Below are 24,784 nucleotides of genomic sequence, written 5' to 3'. Positions count from 1 at the left end.
GATGATTGGATAATTTCACTATAATATTTATTTAATAAAACAAAAAAAACAGACACTAGGTCTGTTTTCGTTTTTAGGATAAGACTTCTGATTTAGGTAAAACAATTTTTGGGGTGTTTTGTTCTTCATCGCCGGCATACTTAGTTACTTCAACGTACTTAATATGGTGATCTTCCATATCAAGTATTTTAAATGAGAAAGCGTCGTGAAGAATAAAATCTCCCTCTTTGGCCTCATAATTTTCAGTTAAGATCCAGCCGCCAATGGTATCCACATCCTCATCATCAATATGAAGGCCCAATAAGTCATTTACCTCACTTACTAATACCTTTGAATCAATGATATAATGATTATCCTTAACTTTACGGATCATGGGGATTTCATCCGAGTCAAACTCATCACGGATTTCACCAACAATTTCCTCGAGGATATCTTCAACTGTTACAAGACCAGAGGTACCACCATATTCATCCATCAAAATGGCCATATGCATTCGATCCTTTTGCATTTTAACGAGCAAGTCATGAATAGGGATCGTTTCAATCACTCTAATAATTGGACGGGTATAGTGCTCGAGTGTTCGAGTAGCATCATTTTCATTACCGATGAGATCGGTTACCATTTCTTTAATATTAACGAGACCGATGATATGATCTTTATCTCCATCGATAATGGGATATCTTGTGAATTTCTCCTCGCGGATCACCTGGAGGAAATTATCTAATGTATCATCTTTTGACAATGATACAATCTCAGTTCGTGGGACCATAATTTCTTTTGCAATTCGATTATCAAATTCAAATATTTTATTTACATACTTAAACTCAGATTGGTTTATTTCGCCACTTTTAAAGCTTTCAGAAAGGATAATTCGTAATTCTTCCTCTGTATGTGCCATTTCACTTTCAGAAACAGGCTTTAGACCAAACATGCTTGTCACGATCCGCGCAGATCCATTAAGTACCCAAATAAATGGATACATGAGTTTATAAAAGAAAATTAGCGGACGTGATACAACAAGAGTAATCAATTCTGCTTTCTGAATGGCCAATGTTTTAGGTGCTAGTTCTCCCACAACTACATGCAAAAATGTAATCGATGCAAATGCAATTCCAATGGATAAAACAGGGGTCACGCTTTCTGGAATATCCATACCGCGGAATAGGGGAGTTAGCATGTGTTCGATTGTTGATTCCCCAATCCACCCTAAACCAAGGGCAGTGATTGTAATTCCTAACTGACAGGCAGAAAGATATTCATCCAAGTTAGAAATTACCCTTTTCGCTGAAACAGCACTCGAACTTCCTTCCTCGATTAACTGATCAATTCTTGAACTTCGAATTTTAACAATCGCAAACTCTGAAGTTACAAAAAAGGCAGTTAAAGCAATTAAAATGGCTATTATAACCAAGTTAAATATGTCCAAATAAGTTCCCTTAGCTCGTTCTTACGAGTAAGGAGTCACCTCCTAGTTATTTCTAGAAATAAACCGTTATTATTTAACAGTTAATTCTAGGTTTCTTCTAATCTAGTCCGGAAAGATTATTAGAAAAATAATTACCAATTATTATATAGAAATTAAACTGTACAGTCAAACGTTCTAGTTTCCTCAGGTTATTGGTATCAACATTTTATGAAAATAGGCTTGGTTGTATGAATGAAAACTTAATTTTCCGAAAATTAAACATGAAAATCCCAACCCTTAAGAAAAGTTTGGGAAGAGGGATTTAATCCTTTATTTTTATGGATGCGATTGGTAACTTTATGGTAAAAGTAGTTAGGTCAGGAGTTGAGTCACAGGTTAATTCACCTTTATGCTTTTCAATAATTTCTTTACATACAAACAAGCCTAAGCCAGTTCCCAATTTTTTAGTGGTGAAAAATGGCTCGAAAATGGTTTTACTTAGTTCTGTAGGAATCATTGGACCATTATTAGAAATATATACACTAACATATGAATTGTTTTCTAAAGTACTCCTAATGTCAATGGTAGGATTGGGGTTACGATGATGATTAAGTTCATCGATTGCATTAAAAATAATATTAATAAAAACCTGTCTAATTTCGTCAGCATATCCAAACAGGGTGATATCCTCATGGAGATTATTATTTATTTTCACTTTACCGTCTAAAATACTTGGGTATAAGAAATTTAAAACCTCATCAATTAATTTATTTTGATTAAAATGCTCTTTTTCTTTACCAATGAGCTCTTTCTTCGATAATAGTAGAAATTGAGAGATGCGGAAGTTAAGCTGATCCAACTCACTAGAAATAATCTCCAAATATTTCATATTTGGATAATCAGCCTTTAAAAGCTGGATAAATCCCTGAATCGAAGTGAGCGGATTTCTAAATTCATGGATGAAACTTGATGTCATTTGGCCAAGAAGTGTTAAGCGGTCTTGATGTGTAGAATCGATTACCATCGTTTTTTCTTCAATAATTTTGTTTTTTGCAGCTGTATAATGAGTAACTGCATAATAGAGGAATTTATCAAAACAGAAATTAATTCGATTCATTGTCTCTTGTAAATCTGGCCAATCCAAGCCAGATTTATATAAATAACTATATAACACAGTCCTGCCGAGATTTACATTATAAACAAAATCTCCAATGTTAATATCGGCGATTACTCTTTCTTCCGATATTTCAAACGCAAGCTTTTGAATAAGATCCAGAAGCTCTGAATCTGTCTTATTAGGCAAATCAAGAACTACATCAAATAATGCAATCCCATTTTCACGAATTTTATCTTTATATGGATCGTTATTTGCTATAATAATAGAATTCTCCCAATCACGGACCAGATTTTCTTTGTTATTATGAAAAAAAGCAATTAACTCTGATTTTACTCCAGATAACATTACAGTTTTCCTCCTATGGATTTGACCACTGATAAAAAAATAATTCGCGATAATTGACGAAAAAACCTTTTACAAAAAGTAGGAACATTCTACTAATTTTGACTCCATTGTATCTTTATTATAACATGCTTTAACTTTTCCTTGTAAAAGTATAAAAACAATAGTATATTCGTTATTGAAATCAGTTGAATATTTCCACAAGGGGAGCTGCAATATGCGGCTGAGAGTGAATGTTTGAGTTCTGACCCTATGAACCTGTTAGTTAAAGCTAGCGTAGGGATGTGGTTTGCCAGATATATTAAGCAATGCAGACATCTCTACGTCTTGCATTGCTTTTTTTGTGGAAAAAAGGGGGAAACATTAATGAAACAGAAGAACAGCAACACATTATTTTTAGTAGAAATAGCCGTTTTTTCAGCACTCGCCTATTTATTAGATTTTGTTTCAGCACTGTTAAATTTTAAAATTTGGCCACAAGGCGGTTCAATTTCGTTTGCAATGGTGCCTATATTCCTAATGGCGTACCGGTGGGGAATAAAGGGTGGTTTGTTAACTGGATTTTTACTTGGGTTACTACAATTTATTCTTGGATTCTCACAAATTTACACGATTGTACAAGGGTTAGTTGATTATGGAGTCGCCTTTACTGTAGTTGGTTTAGCAGGTATTTTTACGAAACAGGTAAAAAAATCTCTTAATGAAGATAATAAACGTCAATGGATAACATTTGTTATATTTGGTACATTTTTAGGAAGCATTCTTCGTTATTTTGCCCATGTTTATTCAGGGATTGTTTTCTTCGGCGAATATGCCCCAGAAGGTCAGCCTGTTGCTATTTATTCATTGATCTATAATGGGACCTATATGCTGCCAAGCTTTATTATTAGTGCGATCATTCTTATTTTGATTATCAGTGCTGCACCGAAAAAAATGATATAAGTGTTTAAAGGAGAGGAGAAATACCTTTCCTTTTTATTTTCATTTTTTTGTCACAATTTCCAAGGATTGATAATGGTAAAATTGTTTTGTAGATAAAGATAATCATTCTCAATTATATATATATAAGGGTGATCAAGATGTTTTCATTTAAGGTTGGGGATCGAGGAAGAATTGTTAATATTTCAAAAGTGGGCCGCTTAGTTCAAAGAAGGTTATTAGATTTAGGGATTACGGAGGGCTCCGAAGTTTGTGTTAAATGTTATATGCCGTTCGGAGGTCCAGTCGTAATTGAATCAAGTGGACAATGTGTAGGCCTTCGCCGCAATGAAGCACGGCTGATAGAAGTGGAGAGAATGTAATGGAAATCGCTCTTATTGGTAACCCAAATACCGGAAAAACTTCATTGTTTAATAATCTCACAGGATCATATGAATATGTTGGCAACTGGAGCGGTGTAACCGTTGAGAAAAAAGTGGGGGTTTTTAAGAAAAATATCGGTAAATTAATTGATTTGCCTGGTGTCTATTCGCTTAACCCCCTATCAAAGGATGAAGGGATTGTTACGAACTTCTTTTTAGAGGAATCAGTCGATCGCTTGTTAAATATTCTAGATGCTTCTCAATTAGAACGAAATTTACATTTAACCCTTCAGCTTTTAGAATTTGAGAAACCTGCTTTAATAGGGCTTAATATGATGGACGTTGCAAATAAACGTGGAATCCAAATTGATATTGACAAGCTTTCGCAGATTTTGGGAGTACCCATTGTCCCGGTTATTGCAAGAAGTGGCAAAGGCTGTGACAGATTAATCGAAGTGATATCAACTAGTTCTAATCAATCAATGATACATAAACATATTGATTATGGGGAAGAAATTGAAGAAGCAATTGGTAATCTAACAAAACAGTTAGCAGGAAGATCGAATCACTCAGTTAGATGGCTTGCAATGCAATGGTTTGAAGGAAATGAGTACGTAAAAAATTACCTTTCAAATTTGCTTGATCCCAGTTTGTTAGCAGCAATGATTTCTGGACTAGAATCCAAGATCACCAGCAAGAATCCAAATGTTAAAACACTTTCCCATTACATTTATCTAAAGAGAAAAGAAGTGATTGAAAACATTCTTTCTCATTCGGTTCTAAAAAGTGATGCGGTCGTCCCTTTAACCGTTAAAATTGATGGGGTTGTAACGAATCGTTATTTAGGGATGCCGATTTTCTTGTTTTGTATGTACTTCATGTTTATGCTGACTTTTGACTGGCTAGGGACCCCCTTATCAGATATACTTGATGGTTTTTTAACTGGACCGATAACAACAGGCGTTGAAAGCTTCTTAACTATAATTAATGCTTCAGAATTTATTCGTGCTCTTGTGATAGAGGGGCTAATTGCGGGAGTCGGCGGTGTTCTTGTTTTTGTTCCGCAAATCTTTATACTATTCTTTTTTATTTCATTATTAGAGGATTCAGGATACATGGCTCGTGTTGCACTTGTAATGGATCGAATTATGGAATCTGTCGGTTTAAACGGGAAAGCATTTATTCCGATGATGATTGGATTTGGCTGTAATGTTCCAGGAATCATGGCTGCTAGAACGATCGAAACACCACGGGAGAGACTATTGACCATTCTATTAACGCCAATGATGTCATGCTCTGCCCGATTACCTGTTTATGCATTATTTGTCGGGGCATTTTTTGTTGGTCAAAAGGCACTGATTGTTCTTAGTTTGTATGTACTTGGTATTGTAGTGGCCTTAGTATTGGCAAAAATCTTCTCTAAATCGCTATTAAAATCGGAAACTTCCCTTTTCGTTATTGAACTTCCGCCTTATCGGGTGCCGCAATTTCAATCACTTTGGAGAAGTACATGGGATAAAGGGAAAGGGTTTGTGAAAAAAGCAGGGACGTTTATATTTGCTGGTTCCGTATTCATTTGGCTGTTATCCTATACAGGACCAAAAGGAATTAATGTGGAAATGGATGATAGTTTCCTTGCGGCAATTGGAAATTTATTTGCACCGTTGTTGGAACCAATCGGCTTTGGAACTTGGCAGGCATCTGCTTCGTTAATAACAGGGTTCTTAGCGAAAGAAGCGATTATTTCGACAATGAATATCATTTATTTTGTACCCGAAAATGCAAGCTTACAAGGATTGCTAGCTGACTTTTATACACCGCTTGCAGCCTATAGCTTTATGGTATTCATCCTGTTGTATATTCCATGTTTAGCAACCGCTGCAACCATCTATAAGGAAACGAATTCAAAGAAATGGACAGCATTTTCAATGATTTATGCTCTTGTCATTGCTTATGTTTTATCGTTACTCATTTATCAAGGTGGCAGGCTGTTTGGTATGATTTAAATAGAGGAGAGGTGCAAATATATGCTAACCAATATCATTCTAGGTACAGCAATATTTGGTTATGCGACATATGCATTAATAAAATTTATTAATAAATCTAAAAAAGGTAAATGTGCTGCTTGTGCACTTGAAAAAACTTGTTCAAGCAATTGTGATAGCCAAGCTAAATAATCCTTCAAAACTGCTATCGATAGAGGTAGCAGTTTTTACTTTAAAAACAAGATAATTTTGTGTAAAATTACACTTAGTAGGTTTATGAAGGAAGGGTTTTTCATGAATAGGGAAGAAATTATTAGACAAGTTTCCGAAAAGTTGCGCTTAATACGCACAGAAGCCGGCTATACTCAGGATAAAATGGCTGAAATCATTGGTGTGTCAAAGAAAACCCTTGTTCAAGTTGAGAAAGGCAGGGTTCTTGCGGGCTGGTCTACTGTCGTTTCCATTTGCGCCTTGTTTAGAGAAACGGAGACCGTACAATATCTGTTTGGCAATGAACCACTTGAAGTGTTGGAAACGGTTGCCCGCGAAGGCATTGATTATCGCAGAATGAAAACCTTCGGTGGTCGAATTTGGTGGAAAGAGCTTTCAAGAAAAAATGGTTTTATCCTGCAGCAGAATATACTTAGTAAGCATTTTCGGATTTTAGATGAGAAACGTTACCGAATATTTAGCAGTTTCGATGAAAAGCTATCAAAATTGCGTTTTAAGGAATTAGCAACAAATCAAAAATAGAAACAAGAGCGGTCGAGGAAACTCGATCGCTTTTTTTGGAGTAAATTTTGCCTTTTTTGGGAAAAAGAAAATGATACCTTTATCATTTTGTTTATTTCTTAGGAGGATGTATGAAAAAAGTAGGAGTTAATCATATTTTTACGACTTGGAAACGATGGCATATGACTCAAGTGATGATATTGTCATTGTCTCTATTTGTGTTAGGCTTTTTAGGAATTATACGTGCATATTCATCTGAAGCTGATATTTCTTCTCTTAAAAATGAGCTCCCCCAGGCGACCGTCTTTTATGATTTGAATGGGGAGATAGCAAGTAAAGTATCAGCCAATAAAAATGAAGGTATCCCGATTCAAGAAGTACCGAAAGTCTTGAAAGATGCTGTTATCTCTATTGAGGATCACCGTTTCTATCAACATCATGGTGTTGATTTTATCGGAATCACGAGAGCTCTCATTCGAGATATAAAAGCACGTGGAATGGTTGAAGGTGGGAGTACCATTACACAGCAATTAACAAAAAATACGTTATTATCATCCCAAAAGACCTTGAAAAGAAAAATAGATGAACTATTTTTAGCGATGAAAATTGAAAGAGAATACTCAAAACCGGAAATTCTCCAAATGTATTTAAATCAAATATATTTTGGGGATGGGGCTTGGGGAATTAAGCAAGCAGCCCGCCATTATTTTGCAAAGGAAGTGAGTGAGCTCTCCAATAGTGAATCGGCACTGCTAGCAGGTTTAATCAAAGCACCGTCTGCCTTAAATCCATTTAGAAATCTAGAAAAAGCGAGAGAACGGCGAAACATTGTTTTAGCCCAAATGAAGAAGTTAGGATACATTTCGACAGAGGAATATAGACTCGCTTTAAATGAAGAGGTTGTATTGAATGATATTGACGGTGATCCATTTAGGGGGAAATATCCTTATTATGTTGACCAAGTCTTTGAGGAAGCGATTAATGTCTATGGATTATCTCAAGATGGATTGCTGACAGGCGGCTATCAAATATTTACAGAGCTCGATTCTGGCATGCAGGCCTCAATGGAAAAAATCTATGAAAATGATAGATTCTTTCCTTCTGATACTGATCAATTGGTTCAGAGTGGAGGTGTCTTAGTAGATCCGCATTCGGGCGGAATTCGTGCGATAGTGGGGGGGAGAGGTGAACATACTTTTAGGGGCTATAATCGTGCATCCCATTTGAAAGCCCAGCCTGGGTCAACGATTAAACCGCTTGTGGTTTACACCCCCGCATTAGAAGCAGGTTGGAAAATAACAGATATGCTAAAGGATGAACCAATGAGTTTTGGGGAATATGAACCTAGTAATCATAATCATCAGTATGAAGGCGAAGTACCGATGTTTAAAGCAGTTTTGGAATCAAAAAATATTTCGGCTGTTTGGTTATTAAATGAAATTGGGATTGAAAAGGGATTAGCCTCCATTGAACGCTTTGGTATTCCGTTAGAAAAAGGAGACCGCAATTTATCGCTTGCCCTTGGTGGACTAGAAAGAGGAGTTTCTCCTTTAGAAATGGCTGAGGCCTATTCTGTCTTTCCAAACAAAGGAATCCGTACAAAAGCACATGTGATTAAAAAAATCCTTGATTCGGAAGGAAATATTGTTGCCAAGTGGGAAGATAAACAAGAGAAAGTGTTATCAAAAACAGTAGCAGAAAAGATCACAACGATGCTTCTTGGCGTTGTAGACCACGGGACGGGGAAAAATGCTAAAGTTCCTGGAAGGGAAATTGCCGGCAAAACAGGTTCAACTCAAGTTCCAATTGAGGGTATTACCGGGGTAAAGGATCAGTGGTTTGTGGGCTATACCCCACATTTAGTAGGGGCAATATGGGTGGGCTACGATAAAACAGACAAAGACCATTATTTAACAACCACTAGCAGCGGAGGGGCAGCCGTCATTTTTCGAGAGATTATGAGTGAGGTGTTAAACAATACCGAAACGGAAAGCTTCCATGTGGCTCATATTTATCAAATAATGAAAGAAAGTGAATTTGATGAAAAGGAGCAGTTGAAAAAGAATCTTGGGGAACCGTTTGACCAAGGGGAAAATAAGTGGGAGAGAAGGTGGAGAAAACAAAAAGAAAAATGGGAAAAGAAGTGGAAAAACATAGGAGCAAAAATCGGCCATTAACACGAAAGGCACGGGGATTCCGTGCCTTTTGTGTTATTATTTGGCTAGATCCGAAAAAATTTTAAAAGGGAATGAACGATTTTCTCATTTATTTCGTCTTAAACATAAAAAGAGAGAAAAAAGGATTGATGGGGGAAAGAGAGGGCAGGAAGTATGGATCCGTTGATAAAAAGTGCAAAAGAAGGAGACCATCTTGCGTTTGCCATGTTGTTCAAAGAAAATTATCCTTTTCTTGTGAAATACTTAATGAAAATTACAATGAATCCCGATACAGCAGAAGAACTAGCTCAAGAAACAATGGCAAAATGTATTCAAAAGATTCAGCTGTACAATGGACAGAGTAAGTTTTCTACATGGTTGATTTCCATTGCCACCAATACATACATTGACCAGTGCAGAAAGCAAAAGCGAGAAAGAAATTGGAAAGGCCAGGAAGAAGTATTTCGAAAGCTAAAATGGCATTTTGAAAGCAGAAATGAGGAATGGAATGATACTTTGGAAGCACTTGGCAAGCTGCCAGAAGCAATCCGTGTGCCAATCGTATTAAAGCATTATTATGGTTACTCCTATGATGAAATAGGGGAATGGTTGAATGTGTCAGCTGGAACCGTTAAATCGAGGGTTCATAATGGAATAAAGTCAGTTAGAAGGGAGCTGGGTATAAGTGAAGAAACAGAAAGTCATCATCCTCGAAACCGAACAAAATAAACAAGACTTGGAGACTATTCACAAACTACAAGAAGGGTTAAATCAAGTTGATCAATCCCCTGTCTACACTCCAGATCTTCAATGGTTTGAACAAATGGTTTTAGCAGAGCAGCAGAAAACAAGAAAGAAACTATTCAAAGATTTAACGATCTTTATCATCATTGCTTTATGTATTATAAGCGCTTTGCTCATATCCCTGTATCAAATACCAGTCATCTTCATTTTTCTGCAAATTACATCCACAGCTTTTATAGCACTTTATACCATTTCAGGTTTTCGTAAGAAGGTGGAAAACGGATGAATGGAGATTTATCGCCTACGTTACTCATTCTTGTAGCTGCAATTTTATTAACGCAAAGCATCTATTTATTTCTCGATGCGAGGAAGCGAAATCATAACTATTGGTTATGGGGGATTGTAGGTTTAATTCAAGCACCAATGCCAACGCTATTTTATTTAATTTTTGTACGAAAAATTTTCCGCAGGGAGTACAAATAGGTAATATACTATTCTGAAAAATGGGAATTGACATTTAAATAATCTGGTGATAATCTAACAAAGGATGTAAAAAAAGGAAAAGGAGGGTTACAAATGATTGTTTTGAATAAAACTCAATTCGAAACTAAATATATGTGTGTAGCCTATCCTAAAAAGGTTTCTTTTTAGTCCATTTAATTACTGTTGATTAACCTCACAGGCTGCGTGTGAATGATAAACGCAACCTGTGTTTTTTTGGCTAATAGGTAAGTATAAATTTTTCCAAATTTATACTTACCTATTACGCATAAGGGCAACTAAGCCTCTGTCGTCGCCTAACGGCTCGCCAGTCGGCAAGTTTTCTTTATCTCTATTTTTGGGTATAGGGCATACTGCACAATTGTTGTGGTATGTCTTTTTATTTTTTTATTACTAAAGGAGGAATTAAGGATGAAAAGGATTATGGAAGTTAGGCTGGCACACAAATTGGAGGAGATAGAGAGTGGTTAGTTCATCAAGATATGAAGGAGGATAACATATGTTTTCGGTGTTAAAAAAGTTGAATTGGTTTTTTAAAGAAAATTGGAAAAGATACGCGGTTTCCATAACGTTGTTAATATTAGTGGGGATTTTAGATGTCATTCCGCCCAAGCTTATTGGGGGGGCCATCGATGATATTCATAATGGAATTATGAGTGAAGGTAAAATAATCAGTTATTTAGGATATTTATTTCTCATTATGCTGCTGTCTTACGGAATCACCTATGTATGGATGTATGGATTATTCGGTGGCGCATTTCTTGTGGAGAGGAAATTACGATCAAAGTTTATGAAGCATTTGCTGGCGATGTCTCCAACGTTCTATGAGAAAAATAGAACAGGTGACTTAATGGCACGGGCAACCAATGATTTAAAAGCCATTTCCATTACCGCTGGTTTTGGGATATTGACGTTGGTTGATTCAAGTGTCTGGATGCTGACGCTAATTATTACAATGGGGGTTCTAATTAGCTGGAAGTTGACGCTAGCAGCCATTCTTCCTCTGCCAATTATGGCTTACATTATGCAGGTTTATGGGAAGCGAATTCACACTCGTTTCACCGAAGCACAGGATGCATTTGGCGAACTAAATGACCGTGTGCTTGAGTCTGTTGCGGGTGTTAGAGTCATTCGTGCTTACGTACAGGAAGAGGCTGATGCAAGTAGGTTTCATCAGTTAACAGAGGATGTTTATCACAAAAATATTAAGGTTGCCAGAATCGATTCCTTATTTGACCCGACCATCAAAGTGCTGGTAGGTATAAGCTATATTATTGGACTTGGTTATGGAGCTTTCCTCGTATTTAACCAGGCCATCACCTTGGGTGATCTGGTTTCGTTTAATGTTTATCTTGGGATGCTAATCTGGCCGATGTTTGCTATTGGTGAATTGATCAATATTATGCAGAGGGGAAATGCCTCGCTTGATCGCGTAAATGAAACACTTGCCTTTCAGGAGGTTGTAGAAAATCCTTTGGTTCCGGTGAAAGTCGATTCTGCTGACAGAATCGATTATAGAGAAGTAACATTCCGATATCCGTCTTCAAAAGTGGATAATTTATTAAATATTAATGTTCAATTGCTGCAGGGACAGACGCTTGGAATAGTAGGTAAGACAGGGAGTGGTAAAACCACCTTTATTAAACAATTATTAAGACAATATCCGCTTGGGTCAGGAGAACTCTCCCTCTCGAATGTCCCACTTGATAAGCAGGCGCCGGACCAAGTCCGTAAATGGATGGGTTATGTTCCTCAAGATCATGTGCTTTTTTCAAGAAGTGTAAAAGAAAATATCTTATTTGGAAATAAGGAAGCGACTGATCTGGAATTAGACGAGGCAATAAAAATGGCCGCTTTCGATAAGGACTTACAAATGCTTCCTCAAGGCTTGTCGACACTTGTTGGCGAAAAAGGAGTGGCTCTGTCAGGGGGGCAGAAACAAAGAATTTCGATTGCTCGTGCGCTAATAAAAAATCCGGAAATACTAATACTAGACGATTCTTTATCGGCAGTGGATGCAAAAACAGAAAAAAGAATTATTGAGAATATCCGTAATGTTAGAAGTAACAAAACAACGATTATTTCAACCCATCGTATGTCTGCCGTTGAACATGCCGATCATATTATCGTTTTTGAGGATGGCAGAATTGTTGAAGAGGGAACTCATGAACAGTTGCTTTCACAGGATGGCTGGTATAAAGAACAATTTATCCGCCAACAAGTTGAAAACAAAATAGAAGAGGAGGTGGCAACATGAATACCGGAAGAAGATTAGTTGAATATGCTTTAGTCTATAAAAAGATTATTCTCGCAGCTTTATTCATGTTAACGATTTCTGTTGTCACTGACTTAGCTGGCCCATTTATTGCTAAAAATATTATTGATAACCATATACTTGGAATTGAATCATCGTGGTATGAAACAAATAGCAAGAAAAATTCAGCGGAGTATGATGGTAAATATTATAAAAGGGATAAGAATTTTTCCAACGATGAAAAAAGAGGAGAAACCATTTTGGTTTTGCAAGCAGGAGCAAAGTTTGTATTGCTTGAAGAAAATCTAAAATTTGATGGAAAGAGAAGTTATGAAGAGGGAGTTTTAACCGTTCAAAAGGGAGCTGAGACGGCTGAATATAAGGCGAAGGCTCTATCTGCGTCTGAGTTAAAACAATTTTATCAGCTAGAAGTTCCGGGGATCATTCAATTGTTAGCGATTTATTTTGGATTATTAGTGATTTCAGCGATCACTCAATATGGGCAGCGATTTTTATTGCAGAAATCAGCCAATCGTATTATCCAAAAAATGCGTGAAGATATCTTTGGGCATATTCAAAAGCTTCCAATCCAGTATTTTGATAACCTTCCGGCAGGAAAAGTAGTAGCAAGGATTACGAATGATACAGAGGCTATCCGTGAATTGTATGTTACTGTACTAGCTACATTTTTTACTAGCGCTATTTATATTACCGGTATTTATGTTGCGTTATTTTTATTGAATGTAAAGCTAGCGGCCATCTGTTTATTGTTGCTGCCTATTCTTTATGTGTGGATGATTATTTACCGAAAATACGCTTCCAAATACAATCATGTCATTCGATCAAGAATAAGTGATATTAATGCAATGATTAATGAGTCCATTGGGGGCATGAGTATCATTCAAGCTTTTAGAAGAGAGAAGGAGACTGAGAAGGATTTTGAAAAGTTGAATGGAGAGCATTTTACTTATCAAAATAAGCTTTTGAGCTTAAATTCTTTAACGTCACATAATCTCGTAGGGATATTAAGGAATTTGGTGTTTGTAGCGTTTATCTGGTATTTTGGCGGGTTATCACTCAATCCGACTGCTGTCATTTCCCTGGGGGTTTTATATGCGTTTGTTGATTATATTAATCGGCTGTTTCAACCAGTTCAAGGTATTGTCAATCAGTTAGCCAATTTAGAGCAGGCGCTCGTTGCCGGTGAAAGAGTATTTAAGTTAATGGATGAACATGGAGAAAAGGTAAGTGAAGAAAGAATCCCTAGATTTCAAGGAAATGTGAAATTTGAACAGGTTTCATTTGGTTATAAAGAAAATGAGTATGTTCTTAAAAATATTGACTTCGAAGCTAGTCAAGGTCAGACTGTTGCCTTAGTAGGTCACACCGGCTCTGGAAAAAGTTCGATTATGAATCTGCTCTTTCGCTTTTATGATTGTCAAAAAGGAAAAATCATCATTGATGGGAAAGATATCGCCAGTATCCCTAGGCAAACAATACGAAATCATATGGGGATTGTATTACAGGATCCTTATTTGTTTACCGGAACGATTTCCTCTAACGTTAGTCTAAATGACCCGGGAATTTCAAGAGAAACTGTGGAGAAAGCATTAAAGGCAGTTGGAGCAGAAAAGGTCTTCAAAAACCTTGATAATGGGTATGACGAACCGGTAATTGAAAAGGGAAGTACACTTTCAAGCGGTCAGCGCCAACTCATTTCGTTTGCGAGGGCACTTGCCTTTAATCCTGCAATCCTCATTCTCGATGAGGCAACATCCAGTATTGATACTGAAATAGAAGCGCTTATTCAAGAAGCGATGGATGTCTTGAAAAAAGGAAGAACGACCTTCATTATTGCCCATCGACTTTCGACGATCCGCAACGCTGACCAAATCCTTGTGTTAGACCGTGGGGAAATCGTTGAACGAGGCACCCATGATGAACTGATGAGTCTAAAGGGGAAGTATCATCAGATGTATGAGCTGCAAAAAGGAAATCAAACCTTAGCTGGGTAAAGATTTATTTCAAAAAATGTTCACAAAGTATTCATACTTTTGAGTGAATACTGTTATTTTTATCACAGGCTAACTCGTTTAATTATGATAATTTAGATGTGTTTAAGCATCTTCATTATCATAAGGGTGGGATGGATATGACAGAGTATTCAGTAGTACTCGTTATAGGAAGTTTCTTAATTCTTTCCTATTATATCGGCTATATGGTTGTAAAACACTAAGCTGCAGACATCATGTCTGCAGTTTTTTGTTTTAATTGGGAATATATATAATTAGTATCAAAGAATGAATAACAGAGGAGGGCTATCAATGGAGAAATTTCGAGTTGAGAAAGACACAATTGGAGAGGTTCATGTGCCGATTGATAAATATTGGGGGGCTCAAACACAGCGCAGTCGAGAGAACTTTAATATTGGAATGGAAAAAATGCCTTTAGAAGTTATTTATGCATTAGCCTTAATTAAAAAAGCTGCAGCAGTAGTGAACCATCGGTTAGGAAAATTAACAGAGCACAAAAAGAAGGCAATACTTTCTGTATGTGACCAAATTCTCCATGGAGAATATGATCAGCATTTTCCACTTGCTGTATGGCAAACTGGCAGTGGGACGCAAACAAATATGAATGTAAATGAAGTGATTGCCAATCGGGCGAATGATTATTTACAAAGTCAAGGTAATTCCGAAAGGGTTCATCCCAATGATGATGTGAACATGTCACAAAGTTCCAATGACACATTTCCAACGGCCATGCATATCGCAGCGTACATTATAACGGTGGAAAAGTTACTGCCGGCGATAAAAGAATTGAAAACAACCCTTTTAAATAAGGAAAACATATTTATGAATGTGGTTAAAATCGGCAGAACCCATCTCCAGGATGCTACCCCATTGACACTCGGTCAGGAGATCAGCGGTTGGAGGTATATGTTAGAGAAGAATGAGAGAATGGTTCATGCCGCAAGCAACTATTTACTAGATCTAGCAATTGGCGGGACGGCAGTTGGAACGGGAATTAACGCCCATCCTGATTTCGGAAAACTGACTGCTGAACAATTGGCAACCTTTAGCGGATTTCCATTTCAAGCTTCAATCAATAAATTTCATTCATTAACAAGTCATGATGAAATCGTCTTTCTTCATGGTTCACTTAAAGCGCTGGCTGCCGATTTAATGAAAATTGCTAATGATGTCCGCTGGCTGGCAAGCGGTCCAAGAAGTGGTATTGGGGAACTAACAATTCCAGCCAATGAACCAGGGAGTTCAATCATGCCAGGGAAAGTGAATCCTACTCAAAGTGAAGCGTTAACAATGGTTGTTTGTCAGGTGTTTGGGAACGATGCCACTATTGGATTTGCGGCGAGTCAGGGGAATTTTGAACTAAATGTGTTTAAACCAGTGATAATATATAATTTGATTCAATCGATAACCTTGCTAACGGATAGCATTCATTCTTTTAATGAAAAGTGCGCGATCGGTATCGAGGCAAATGAAGCCATCATCAAACAGCATTTAACCCACTCCTTAATGCTTGTAACAGCTCTTAACCCATACATTGGCTATGAAAAATCCGCAGAAATTGCGAAACTAGCGTTTAAAGATAATAGTACGTTAAAAGAAGCTGCCATGAAAACAGGCTATGTTACAGCAGAGCAATTTGATGAGTGGATTAACCCTGAAAAAATGGTATAAACAAAATGAAGGCCCCTCCCGAATGGAAGGGGCCAAAGCCAGTTTATTTATTTTTTCGTTACTGTTTTCAAAATATTAGCGCCCGAAACCGCCAAGTTGTTGCTCAGCCATTTGAACTAAACGTTTTGTAATTTCTCCACCGACTGAACCGTTAGCACGAGAAGTAGTATCAGCGCCAAGATTTACACCAAACTCTGTTGCAATTTCAAACTTCATTTGATCAAGTGCTTGTTGAACGCCAGGTACTAAAAGTTGATTAGAGTTGTTGTTACTAGCCATAGTTGAATAACACTCCTCTTAATAGTTTTGGGGTCAGTATGGTATTGAACCATGATGGTTAAAATAAACCATTGCCACCTTGGCCTAACCCATTATTTAGGATTTCTAAATTTGAGAATTTGGCTGGGTTAGCCGGACTTGCACCGGCTCAAACGACCCTTTCATTGGTGTAACCCATCGGTTAATTGTTGCTTTGTAATCTTTATTATGTTTAAAAACTAAAAGCCTATTCAAGTGGTTATATGGTAAGTTATTCCATTACATAGTGGAGACATTGTAACGCAAACTATTACTATAAAAACAACTAAAAGGATGACTAGCGCTATGTCGATATGTCCAATATGTAATGGCTTGCGTGAGCTACATTTAATATGTACAACTTGTGGAGGTACTATGATGGAAAGCGGGCGGCTGATGGATTACTATGACGATTACAGCCCCTATATGGAAATTGATTTGATGAAAATGGAAGACGGATACCCTGATACAAACTCAGGACATAAATGCCCGCATCTCTACACATGCCTCTCCTGCCAAAAAGACGAGATCATATTTGTAAAAGAATAGAATAAAAAAGGTCCCGTAAAAAAACGGGGCCTTAGTAAAATGATTATTCATTTGTTTGGCGAATTCGTGATTCTGTTTCAGCATCAAAGAAATGACCTTTATTTAAATCAAATGCCAAATCAATCGTATCTCCAGGGTGAATGTCAGCTCTTGAATCAAGACGGGCTACAAAATCTTGACCACCGATGCTTGAATAAACCATTAGCTCTGCCCCTGTTAATTCTGCAACATCCACTTTTGCAGAAATCTTCGTGCCGGCAGATGCTTCAATGAAAACAGGCTCATCGTGAATATCCTCTGGACGTGTTCCTAGGATAATGGATTTACCAATATAACCTTGTTCACGAAGAACTTTCATTTTTCCTTCAGGAACCACAATATAAGTATCGCCGATTACAAATTTACCATCTTCAAGTTTCCCATTAAAGAAGTTCATTGCAGGTGAGCCGATAAAACCGCCGACAAATACATTTTCAGGCTTTTCATACACTTCTTTAGGAGAACCGACCTGCTGAATAATACCATCTTTCATTACCACCAATCTTGTGGCCATTGTCATCGCTTCGGTTTGGTCATGGGTAACATAGATGGTTGTGGTATCTAGTCTGCGGTGCAATTTAGCGATTTCAGCACGCATTTGCACACGAAGCTTAGCATCAAGGTTTGATAAAGGCTCGTCCATTAAGAATACCTTAGCATCACGAACGATAGCACGTCCTAAGGCAACACGTTGACGCTGACCCCCTGATAAAGCCTTTGGCTTTCTTTTTAGGTAGGATTCTAAGCCTAGGATTTTCGCTGCTTCATTCACGCGGCGATCTATTTCATCCTTTGGAAATTTACGAAGCTTTAATCCGAATGCCATATTGTCATATACAGTCATATGAGGATATAAGGCATAGTTTTGGAAAACCATTGCGATATCGCGGTCTTTTGGAGCGACATCGTTTACCCTTTTTCCGTCAATGAAAAAGTCACCTTTTGAAATTTCTTCAAGTCCGGCAATCATCCGTAATGTTGTTGATTTACCACAGCCAGATGGTCCAACAAAGACGATAAATTCTTTATCCTGAATGTGAAGATTGAAATCTTTAACTGCTGTTACTTTATTATCATAGATTTTATAAATATGATCTAATTTTAATTCAGCCATTTTGAAACCCCTCCATGATTTTGTTAGCTTTAGTTTACATGAAAAGGTTTACAATCAGTATGGACACTGTGCACAAATATTGAAGGAGAAGTTTTGTGCATCTTGTTTAACCTTAGAATCTTGGCGAAATCCTTTTGCTTTTCTAACGGTCTTGCTCAAAAAGAAGACAGGCTAAAAAGACTGTAAATGCCCCATAAAAGTCCTTTAATGGAATTCCAGTTTTTTCAACAAATTTATCGATTCGATATTGCAAAGTATTCCGATGAATATATAATTTTTTCGCAGTCATGCTGGCATTCATATTATTTTCGAGGAATACCTTTATGGTTGCATATAACTCTATGTCATCCTCAAAGACTTCTAAAAGATCCTTTTTAACAAGATTTTTTACCTCAAGCGGAAGGTGGCTGGCTGCAAACGCTGGAAACACTCTTTCAAATGAAATAACATTTGAGCTTGGCAGATGTTTCGCAGCATAAGAAAAGTACTCGCGTTCTTGTTGAAAATGTCTCCCTAATTGTTCTGAGAAAGGATATTGTTTACCGATATAAAATGAGACTCTTACATATAAATCACTTTCCAGCGTATCAGAAATAGATGTGATTTCATTTTCTGTTAAAGAATTCTGAGCTCTTTCCTCAATGATGATTCCATTATTTTTATTTTCCCAGAGGATTATAACATCATCTGAAAAAAAGCCCCTAAGTGCAGACTCTATTTCAATTTGTTCTGCATCTCCGCCATATTTGTGGAATTGAATGAATCGGAAGGAAGATCCAGATCGAATACTTGGAGGTGAACCATTTAATAATAAAAAGTCATACCACTTTCTAGCTGACTCATTGACGGGCGGTGAAGAATCCTCTACCAGGTCATAAAGGGTTTTAAGCAGTGCCAGTTCTTTTTCCGATATCTCTGATTTAGGAATGCCAACCCAAACATTTTCAACATCGTCAAAAAATAGATAAATATCACCAGAAGGATGTAGGGGAAGCTCTGTATACAAAACCGAATGATCATATAATGCCAATATTTTATTTAGCAATTTTAACTACCTCTGTTTTTTTATGATATTAATTATATCACTTTTCTAAAAATAATATAAAAAGCTGGACACGCAATGTGACCAGCTTAGTTATTAGTATAGGGTGGTTCTTCTTCGATTAAGTCCCGTGCCTGTTCAATATTCGTTGTGTCATTGCGTGCATGCACCGAACCGCCGGACATTCCTTCGTTAATCATTCTGTCGATATCTAGATAAACCTTATCTTTTCCCTCATAAAATAAATCTTCTTTTACTTGGGCTCCTTTTTTTGCTTTCATGATAATCATCCCTTTCATTATTTAGTTTGTCGAAAGGGGGTTTTTTCATTCAAAAGGCTGTTAATCATAAACATGATAAAGCATTAACTCGTGAATTTGACTTGTCAATGCATCAATATCTTCTTGTTCGGGAGTATCTGCAGTCCATTCAATCTTTCCAGTTTGATGATAAATTCCTGCATAGCGCTGTTTTTTGTAGTAGAAGGAAAAATCCCAGCCAGGAATATTTTTATTTTCAAATAATGGCTTAAATTGAAAGTGCATCAGCATCCTATCCATCTCCTCTTTGCTAGGTGTTTACCTCTAGCTTACGAGAATCTTGATAAACAATCCAGTAAAATTTCTAGTCTTTGAATTGGCTGCAAAGCTGGAGAAAAAGCTTACAGAGCCGGGTAACTCTTCTTTCTTCTATTTCGGCCTCATCAAAGCTCATCGGCTTTGAGTTTACTTCGTAAATATAGTAGCGTCCGGTTTGACTAACGCCAGCATCAATTGAAAATTCCCCAAAAAAGCCATAACGCTTCGAAATTTCTTTACCGATGGGATCGACAATTTGTTGAATGAATCGGTCATGTTCTTCCGTTTGAATAAGTGGATAAGGTAATAGCTTCCCTCCTCTGGGGATATGAGTTGTTATTCCCTGTTCTTGTGATTGTCTAATTCCAACTCCCGTTACCGTATAGCGATCATGATCGGCATGTGCTAAAATTCTAAAATCAAAGCGGCTTCCATCATACTTGCTGGACTGTATTTCTTCCTGTGCTAAATAGTCTTTTTCAATCAGCTCGGTTTCCCATTCACGCCAAAAGTGTTGAAAGGAAAGATACGTTTGCTGCTGTAATATTCCTTCTAGGTGGATAGCCATATGCTGATCTATTTCTAATCTGAATATACCCGTTCCCCGCGCTGCTTGGGAGGGCTTTAAATATATACTTTTATATTCTCTAATAAAGGAAGCAAGCACTCGTTTTTGATTAGCAAGAATGGTTTTTGGCAGATAAGAGTGCAGGAGATGATGGTCTTTGAAAAGCGAATAAAGCTCAAATTTATCAACAAAACAAGGATTAAAATATGGGACGTTTTTCTCACCCAATGTGTCTAAGAACTGCTGGTATTGTGGGTCTTGTTCCGTTCTGCGAAAGGGAATCCGATTATACACAAGGTCAGGAAAAGGAGCCTTTATTCCTTCCCATATGTTTATTTCTGGATTGTAGGTGTACCCATCAACATAATCCTCATTCACTCCGTCTAAGGTAAAGACAAAGCTTATTCCCTTTTGAGAAATAAGCTTTTTTTGTAAATGAATAAAAAGGGGAGCATTTCCTGTAATGAAACCATTTTTATTCCGTGCGGTTAAGATTCCAATCGTCGGGCCATTTTCATGAAACCAGTGTTTACTCTTCATTTGATGATTTCCTCAGGATGAAGGATGGCTTGCTCAGCCAGAAATACAGCAAAGGCAATCGATAGCTTCCGTGTCAGTAAATCAAATTCTTTTAATTCCGGATGATTGAATATGGACCTGCCGGGTTTAGAATTGGCTTCAAAGAGCCAGACATCACCATGGCGATCAATACCTAAATCAAAACCTATTTCACCAATAATGCCTTCCATACTTTTTGCAATACTTTCGCTTAGAAGGAGTGCGGCTTTCGAAAGTTTTTCCCTATATATCTCAGCCTGATCAAGCGGAAAAATCTCATGAATGGTTTTGATCTCTCCACCGCTTCTGGAATGAGTGGTAACACTTCCAGGCCCAGCTATTTTTGCCGCAATAGCGGTAACCTGCCAATTTCCTTCATCATCTTTATTGGTATGAACGCGAAAATCAATCGGACGCGTGTTTTGTCTTAGCAGGTTAATACCTTGTTGTACAAGCATTCTGTTAAGATTTCGTTTAGAGAATACTTTCTGAAATAACCCTTCAAGCGATGTGAATTTTTGTAGTCGATTGTTGCCTTCATAGTCTTGGTAGCGGCAATAATAATGGTCTTCGAGTTTATCATAAATAATTTGGTGTACCCCTAACCCCAGGCTCCCATTGATCGGTTTTAAATAAACATGACCGAATTGTCCAAGCATCTTTTCAATGGAGGAGAAAGATGTAAACGAATGTGTTTCTGGGAGGTAAATAGATGCTGAAGAGTCTTGCTGTAATCTTTCATAAATATCAAGCTTATTAAAAAAACCGGGATTGTACCAAGGAATTAAATATTCTTTTTGCAGGCGATCCCTCACTTTTAATAAACTTGGATTTCTTTCAGTTTTACGGTTAGGAAGGCGATCATAAATCACGTTTGGGAATGGTACCTCCAGGGTTTTCCAGTCATTATCATGATAAAAATAGCCCTTCATCGTTCCTTTTTCCCAATCAATATGCTGTTCTCCAAATACAAAGGGCAGGGCCCCTACTGTTTTTTTTACAGAAAGTAGCTTTGAAAAAAAGCCGGTACGGTCACCGATTGGCCGGAAGGGAAATGGAGTAAAGCCAGCTGTGAAGATACCAATCAATGGTCCGATATTAAGAATTTGCCCATCAATAAAGGTGTGAAGGGATATATCAAAGTTTGGAAATTTTAGGGTATCTTGAATGTAGTTATTGATGATGATGTAATGGTTATTCTTATCATGTGACAAAAATTGTACATCCATTGTTTTAGAGCCAAAGGCAATTTTATGGATTAACTTATTCTTGAGAAGCTCAGGGGGACAAAAAACAACAGGTTTAGTGCCCTCGACAATTTTAATAATATAACGTGTTCTCATGGGATCTCTTCCTTTCACTCAATCCTATCTTAGATAGAGATAGGTATTTCCCATAAAGAAGAGGGGCAAGGTACAGGGCTTCTTTTAGGTCAGGCTGTGTTCTTAATAATACTTTTCTTCCAGGTTTTGAATTAACATCAAGGATCCAAAGGGCCCCGTTTTTTGCGACGCCAATATCGATGCCAAGTTCAAATAGTGGTAATAATTCTCCTTCGAGCCAATTTGGTATATTTGTGGTGATAAAGTCTAATTCAGCGCAAATATATTCTTTTTGTGTTTTGGATAGAGCGGAGGACCATGAGCTGAAATCTGTAACCGTCCCGCCAGCATTTAAATTGGACAGAATTCCACCCGAAGTCCCGCTGCGAACCCCTTTCCCCCGTTCAACCCATTCACCATGCTCGTTCTTTTGCAGGAGAATTCTAATATCGAAAGGTCTTTGCTCAGAGTTTGTTAGTTCAAGATAGGGCTGAAGCAGATAGGAGCGCTGTCTAATGAGAGGCTGCAGCCACTGAGTCAGTTTTGCTTCATTTGGAAAAATACGTGAAATGATTTTTCTGTTTTTTTCTGTTTTGACATGGTAATTTCTATCGTTCTTCTTTATATAATAAATTCCATATCCTTGAGCGCCGCTAATGGGTTTAATAATCAACCTTTTATTGCTGTTTAATTCATTTAAAACAATATTAAGTTCATTGATGGATTGTGATGGTGGTAAATAAGGGGATAAGGGTGTTTTTTTTAGAATATGAAATAATTCTAGTTTATTTGGTAAGCCATAGCCTAAAAAGGTAATATCCTCTCTGTTTTTTAGCCAGGAAACGATTGGCTTGCATTGCTTGGAGTGTTCATCATCCCCATAAAAACATCGATCATAAATAAGTGAAGGAATGGGAAATTCACCATTCACCCATTGCTGTAATTTTGAATCAAACCTCATCCCCTGGACATTAAGCGTTAGAGGATTAATACTCGATGGCAGGAAGCGATAGCATTCAGTATTGAAGGAATGGGTGCGGCTGGCGATTTCATCCATATAGGATGCTTCACTATCCAAGCTCAATGTCATAATACCTAGTGCATTCAATCTTAATCCTCCTTTTCAACAATCGTATTAAACGCCAGCATTGTGCAAAATTGGATAATGGCTTTAGCTGAGGGTCTTATTTTCTTTTGGTCATCTTCAAAGTTTTTTGATGGTTTGGAGTTAACCTCAATAAGCCAAGGCTTTCCAGCTTGATCAATTCCAATGTCAATGCCTAGTTCTCCCATTAAGCCGGATGAATGGAGGCTGATGCTAGAAGCTGTTTCTAGGGCTAATGCTTTCATTTGTGATAGGACTGTTTTTGCATCATTCTTATTCATTACCCTTGAAAGGGCTTGTAATGGAGTCATCATGTCTCCGCCTCTAGCAAGATTAGAGACAAATTCCTCCTCTGCTGAAATCCTTGCAACCACAGATGTCACTTTCCACAAATTCTCCGTGTTTTTATGACATAGCACACGAAAGTCCATACTTCTTGACTCAAAGGTAATCAGTGGGATTCCTTGTTGAATGATGTAAATTCGATTGTTCAAATGGGGTTTTAAATAATGATAAATTTCCTCGATCGTACATAAGTCAGTAGGAGTTACGGAATTCTTCGCAGATGATTTCAATAAGTAAAGTCCTTCCGACTTGGTTAATTTGAAAATGTTTCTTCCTTGACTGCCATGGACCGGTTTAATAAAAACCGTTTCATACTTTGAAGCTGCATCCAATAGGTTTTCTTTCGTAAAAAGCTTTGTTTCAGGTATTTGAGCACAAATATGATTTTCATGGTTTAAGTATTCATGGACTTCCCATTTAGAAAGGAAGCGATCATTAAAAAAAGGAATATTTAGTTGTGCAAGCTTTTCACGGAAAAATTTAAAATCTTGGGTGTACTCCACTTTGCGCGAATGAATCCGATTATAAATCACATCCGGCAGAGGCAGGTCCGAGGAATCCCATTTCCCATCCTTAAAATAATATCCTTGAATTTCAAATTCAGGGTAAGAGAAAACATAAAAAAAACCGCCATTTTCATTTGTCCCATCATTTAGTTCTTCACAAAAACCATGAATAGAACGAAAATATGGCTCTTCATTTGCCTCTATTTTAAAATCAGTTAATAGCCCAATTACGGGGCCGAGATAAAGCGTACGGCTTTCTTTTATATAATGATACTGGAAATGATAGCTTTGTATGGGCAAGCAAAGTGCAAAGAATAAATTTTCGGGAAGCAGCATTTCATCTGCCATCATTTGTATCGTTATTATTTTAATAATGATAATTTTTTTTCCTAATGAAAGCTTGATCACTTGATTGTTTTTAAGTTGTAATTGTTTACAAAGCTGGGGGGACATTTGTACAAGATGATCATTATCATTCATGGATTTTCTAGGAATTATCGCTATTCGGGGCATTTTCACT

24 protein-coding genes and 1 riboswitch are annotated in these 24,784 nt (G+C 37.3%); of the genes, 13 read left to right on the top strand and 11 right to left on the bottom strand.

Features of this window, described 5'->3' with window-relative positions:
- Positions 1-73 precede the first annotated feature (73 nt).
- Positions 74-1,426 carry a hemolysin family protein gene (locus ACWM35_RS03985; RefSeq protein ID WP_454815694.1) on the bottom strand — a complete coding sequence of 451 codons (1,353 nt, stop codon included), beginning with the start codon at positions 1,424-1,426 and terminating at the stop codon, positions 74-76.
- 301 nt (positions 1,427-1,727) lie between these two features.
- Positions 1,728-2,867 carry a histidine kinase N-terminal domain-containing protein gene (locus ACWM35_RS03980; protein ID WP_454815692.1) on the bottom strand — a complete coding sequence of 380 codons (1,140 nt, stop codon included), beginning with the start codon at positions 2,865-2,867 and terminating at the stop codon, positions 1,728-1,730.
- Positions 2,868-3,057: 190 nt separating this feature from the next.
- Positions 3,058-3,164: riboswitch (TPP riboswitch) on the top strand.
- A 66-nt stretch (positions 3,165-3,230) separates the two neighbouring features.
- On the opposite strand from ACWM35_RS03980, the gene thiT reads away from it, so the two are divergent.
- The 12 genes from thiT (at position 3,231) to fumC (ending at position 16,241) form a co-directional block, all read left to right on the top strand.
- The gene (thiT, locus tag ACWM35_RS03975; RefSeq protein ID WP_454815690.1) at positions 3,231-3,806 is read left to right on the top strand and encodes an energy-coupled thiamine transporter ThiT; all 576 of its coding nucleotides are present in this window, start codon (positions 3,231-3,233) and stop codon (positions 3,804-3,806) included.
- Positions 3,807-3,943: 137 nt separating this feature from the next.
- A complete protein-coding gene (locus ACWM35_RS03970) occupies positions 3,944-4,165 on the top strand; it encodes a FeoA family protein (protein ID WP_454815688.1) in 222 nt (73 codons plus the stop codon).
- Positions 4,165-6,171 (top strand): ferrous iron transport protein B, encoded by a 2,007-nt coding sequence (gene feoB / locus ACWM35_RS03965; RefSeq protein WP_454815686.1) that lies wholly within the window; start codon positions 4,165-4,167, stop codon positions 6,169-6,171. The genes ACWM35_RS03970 and feoB overlap by 1 nt, the downstream gene beginning before the upstream one ends.
- Before the next feature lie 21 nt (positions 6,172-6,192).
- Positions 6,193-6,342, top strand: a complete 150-nt coding sequence (locus tag ACWM35_RS03960; protein ID WP_454815684.1) for a FeoB-associated Cys-rich membrane protein — start codon at positions 6,193-6,195, stop codon at positions 6,340-6,342.
- Positions 6,343-6,444: 102 nt separating this feature from the next.
- Positions 6,445-6,903, top strand: coding sequence for a helix-turn-helix transcriptional regulator (locus ACWM35_RS03955; RefSeq protein ID WP_454815683.1), 459 nt, complete (start codon positions 6,445-6,447; stop codon positions 6,901-6,903).
- A gap of 110 nt (positions 6,904-7,013) precedes the next feature.
- A complete protein-coding gene (locus ACWM35_RS03950) occupies positions 7,014-9,059 on the top strand; it encodes a transglycosylase domain-containing protein (RefSeq protein ID WP_454815681.1) in 2,046 nt (681 codons plus the stop codon).
- A 153-nt stretch (positions 9,060-9,212) separates the two neighbouring features.
- The gene (gene sigY, locus ACWM35_RS03945; protein WP_454815679.1) at positions 9,213-9,767 is read left to right on the top strand and encodes an RNA polymerase sigma factor SigY; all 555 of its coding nucleotides are present in this window, start codon (positions 9,213-9,215) and stop codon (positions 9,765-9,767) included.
- On the top strand, positions 9,724-10,068 hold the full coding sequence (locus ACWM35_RS03940; RefSeq protein ID WP_454815677.1) for a YxlC family protein: 345 nt from the start codon (positions 9,724-9,726) through the stop codon (positions 10,066-10,068). Before sigY ends, ACWM35_RS03940 begins: the two co-directional genes overlap by 44 nt.
- Positions 10,065-10,265 (top strand): sigma-Y antisigma factor component, encoded by a 201-nt coding sequence (locus ACWM35_RS03935; protein WP_454815675.1) that lies wholly within the window; start codon positions 10,065-10,067, stop codon positions 10,263-10,265. Before ACWM35_RS03940 ends, ACWM35_RS03935 begins: the two co-directional genes overlap by 4 nt.
- A gap of 517 nt (positions 10,266-10,782) precedes the next feature.
- Positions 10,783-12,540, top strand: a complete 1,758-nt coding sequence (locus ACWM35_RS03930) for an ABC transporter ATP-binding protein (RefSeq protein ID WP_454815673.1) — start codon at positions 10,783-10,785, stop codon at positions 12,538-12,540.
- Complete coding sequence (locus ACWM35_RS03925; protein ID WP_454815671.1) at positions 12,537-14,552, top strand: ABC transporter ATP-binding protein; 2,016 nt, start codon at positions 12,537-12,539, stop codon at positions 14,550-14,552. The genes ACWM35_RS03930 and ACWM35_RS03925 overlap by 4 nt, the downstream gene beginning before the upstream one ends.
- A gap of 309 nt (positions 14,553-14,861) precedes the next feature.
- Complete coding sequence (gene fumC, locus ACWM35_RS03920) at positions 14,862-16,241, top strand: class II fumarate hydratase (RefSeq protein ID WP_454815669.1); 1,380 nt, start codon at positions 14,862-14,864, stop codon at positions 16,239-16,241.
- 75 nt (positions 16,242-16,316) lie between these two features.
- Here the strand turns inward: fumC and ACWM35_RS03915 are convergent, their stop codons facing one another.
- Complete coding sequence (locus ACWM35_RS03915) at positions 16,317-16,520, bottom strand: small, acid-soluble spore protein, alpha/beta type (RefSeq protein WP_454815667.1); 204 nt, start codon at positions 16,518-16,520, stop codon at positions 16,317-16,319.
- 396 nt (positions 16,521-16,916) lie between these two features.
- Between ACWM35_RS03915 and ACWM35_RS03910 the strand changes: the two genes are divergently transcribed.
- On the top strand, positions 16,917-17,087 hold the full coding sequence (locus ACWM35_RS03910; RefSeq protein WP_454815665.1) for a hypothetical protein: 171 nt from the start codon (positions 16,917-16,919) through the stop codon (positions 17,085-17,087).
- Between the two features lie 43 nt (positions 17,088-17,130).
- Here ACWM35_RS03910 and ACWM35_RS03905 read toward each other — a convergent pair whose 3' ends face one another.
- From ACWM35_RS03905 to ACWM35_RS03870, 8 genes are all read right to left on the bottom strand, one after another.
- Positions 17,131-18,240 (bottom strand): ABC transporter ATP-binding protein, encoded by a 1,110-nt coding sequence (locus tag ACWM35_RS03905; protein WP_454815663.1) that lies wholly within the window; start codon positions 18,238-18,240, stop codon positions 17,131-17,133.
- 142 nt (positions 18,241-18,382) lie between these two features.
- Positions 18,383-19,285 carry a PucR family transcriptional regulator gene (locus ACWM35_RS03900; protein ID WP_454815661.1) on the bottom strand — a complete coding sequence of 301 codons (903 nt, stop codon included), beginning with the start codon at positions 19,283-19,285 and terminating at the stop codon, positions 18,383-18,385.
- Between the two features lie 86 nt (positions 19,286-19,371).
- Positions 19,372-19,563: a hypothetical protein gene (locus ACWM35_RS03895; RefSeq protein ID WP_454815659.1), complete on the bottom strand. Its 192-nt coding sequence runs from the start codon at positions 19,561-19,563 to the stop codon at positions 19,372-19,374.
- 60 nt (positions 19,564-19,623) lie between these two features.
- On the bottom strand, positions 19,624-19,833 hold the full coding sequence (locus ACWM35_RS03890; RefSeq protein ID WP_454815657.1) for a YheE family protein: 210 nt from the start codon (positions 19,831-19,833) through the stop codon (positions 19,624-19,626).
- A 73-nt stretch (positions 19,834-19,906) separates the two neighbouring features.
- Positions 19,907-20,968 (bottom strand): YheC/YheD family endospore coat-associated protein, encoded by a 1,062-nt coding sequence (locus ACWM35_RS03885; protein WP_454815655.1) that lies wholly within the window; start codon positions 20,966-20,968, stop codon positions 19,907-19,909.
- Positions 20,965-22,329 carry a YheC/YheD family endospore coat-associated protein gene (locus ACWM35_RS03880; RefSeq protein WP_454815653.1) on the bottom strand — a complete coding sequence of 455 codons (1,365 nt, stop codon included), beginning with the start codon at positions 22,327-22,329 and terminating at the stop codon, positions 20,965-20,967. Before ACWM35_RS03880 ends, ACWM35_RS03885 begins: the two co-directional genes overlap by 4 nt.
- A complete protein-coding gene (locus ACWM35_RS03875) occupies positions 22,307-23,416 on the bottom strand; it encodes a YheC/YheD family endospore coat-associated protein (protein WP_454815651.1) in 1,110 nt (369 codons plus the stop codon). Before ACWM35_RS03875 ends, ACWM35_RS03880 begins: the two co-directional genes overlap by 23 nt.
- Before the next feature lie 2 nt (positions 23,417-23,418).
- Positions 23,419-24,777, bottom strand: a complete 1,359-nt coding sequence (locus tag ACWM35_RS03870; RefSeq protein ID WP_454815649.1) for a YheC/YheD family endospore coat-associated protein — start codon at positions 24,775-24,777, stop codon at positions 23,419-23,421.
- Between the last annotated feature and the right edge of the window lie 7 nt (positions 24,778-24,784).

This window comes from Neobacillus sp. K501 (genome assembly GCF_053749995.1).
Note: the sequence above shows the minus strand (reverse complement) of the source record. Positions and strands in the feature narration are given on the sequence as shown.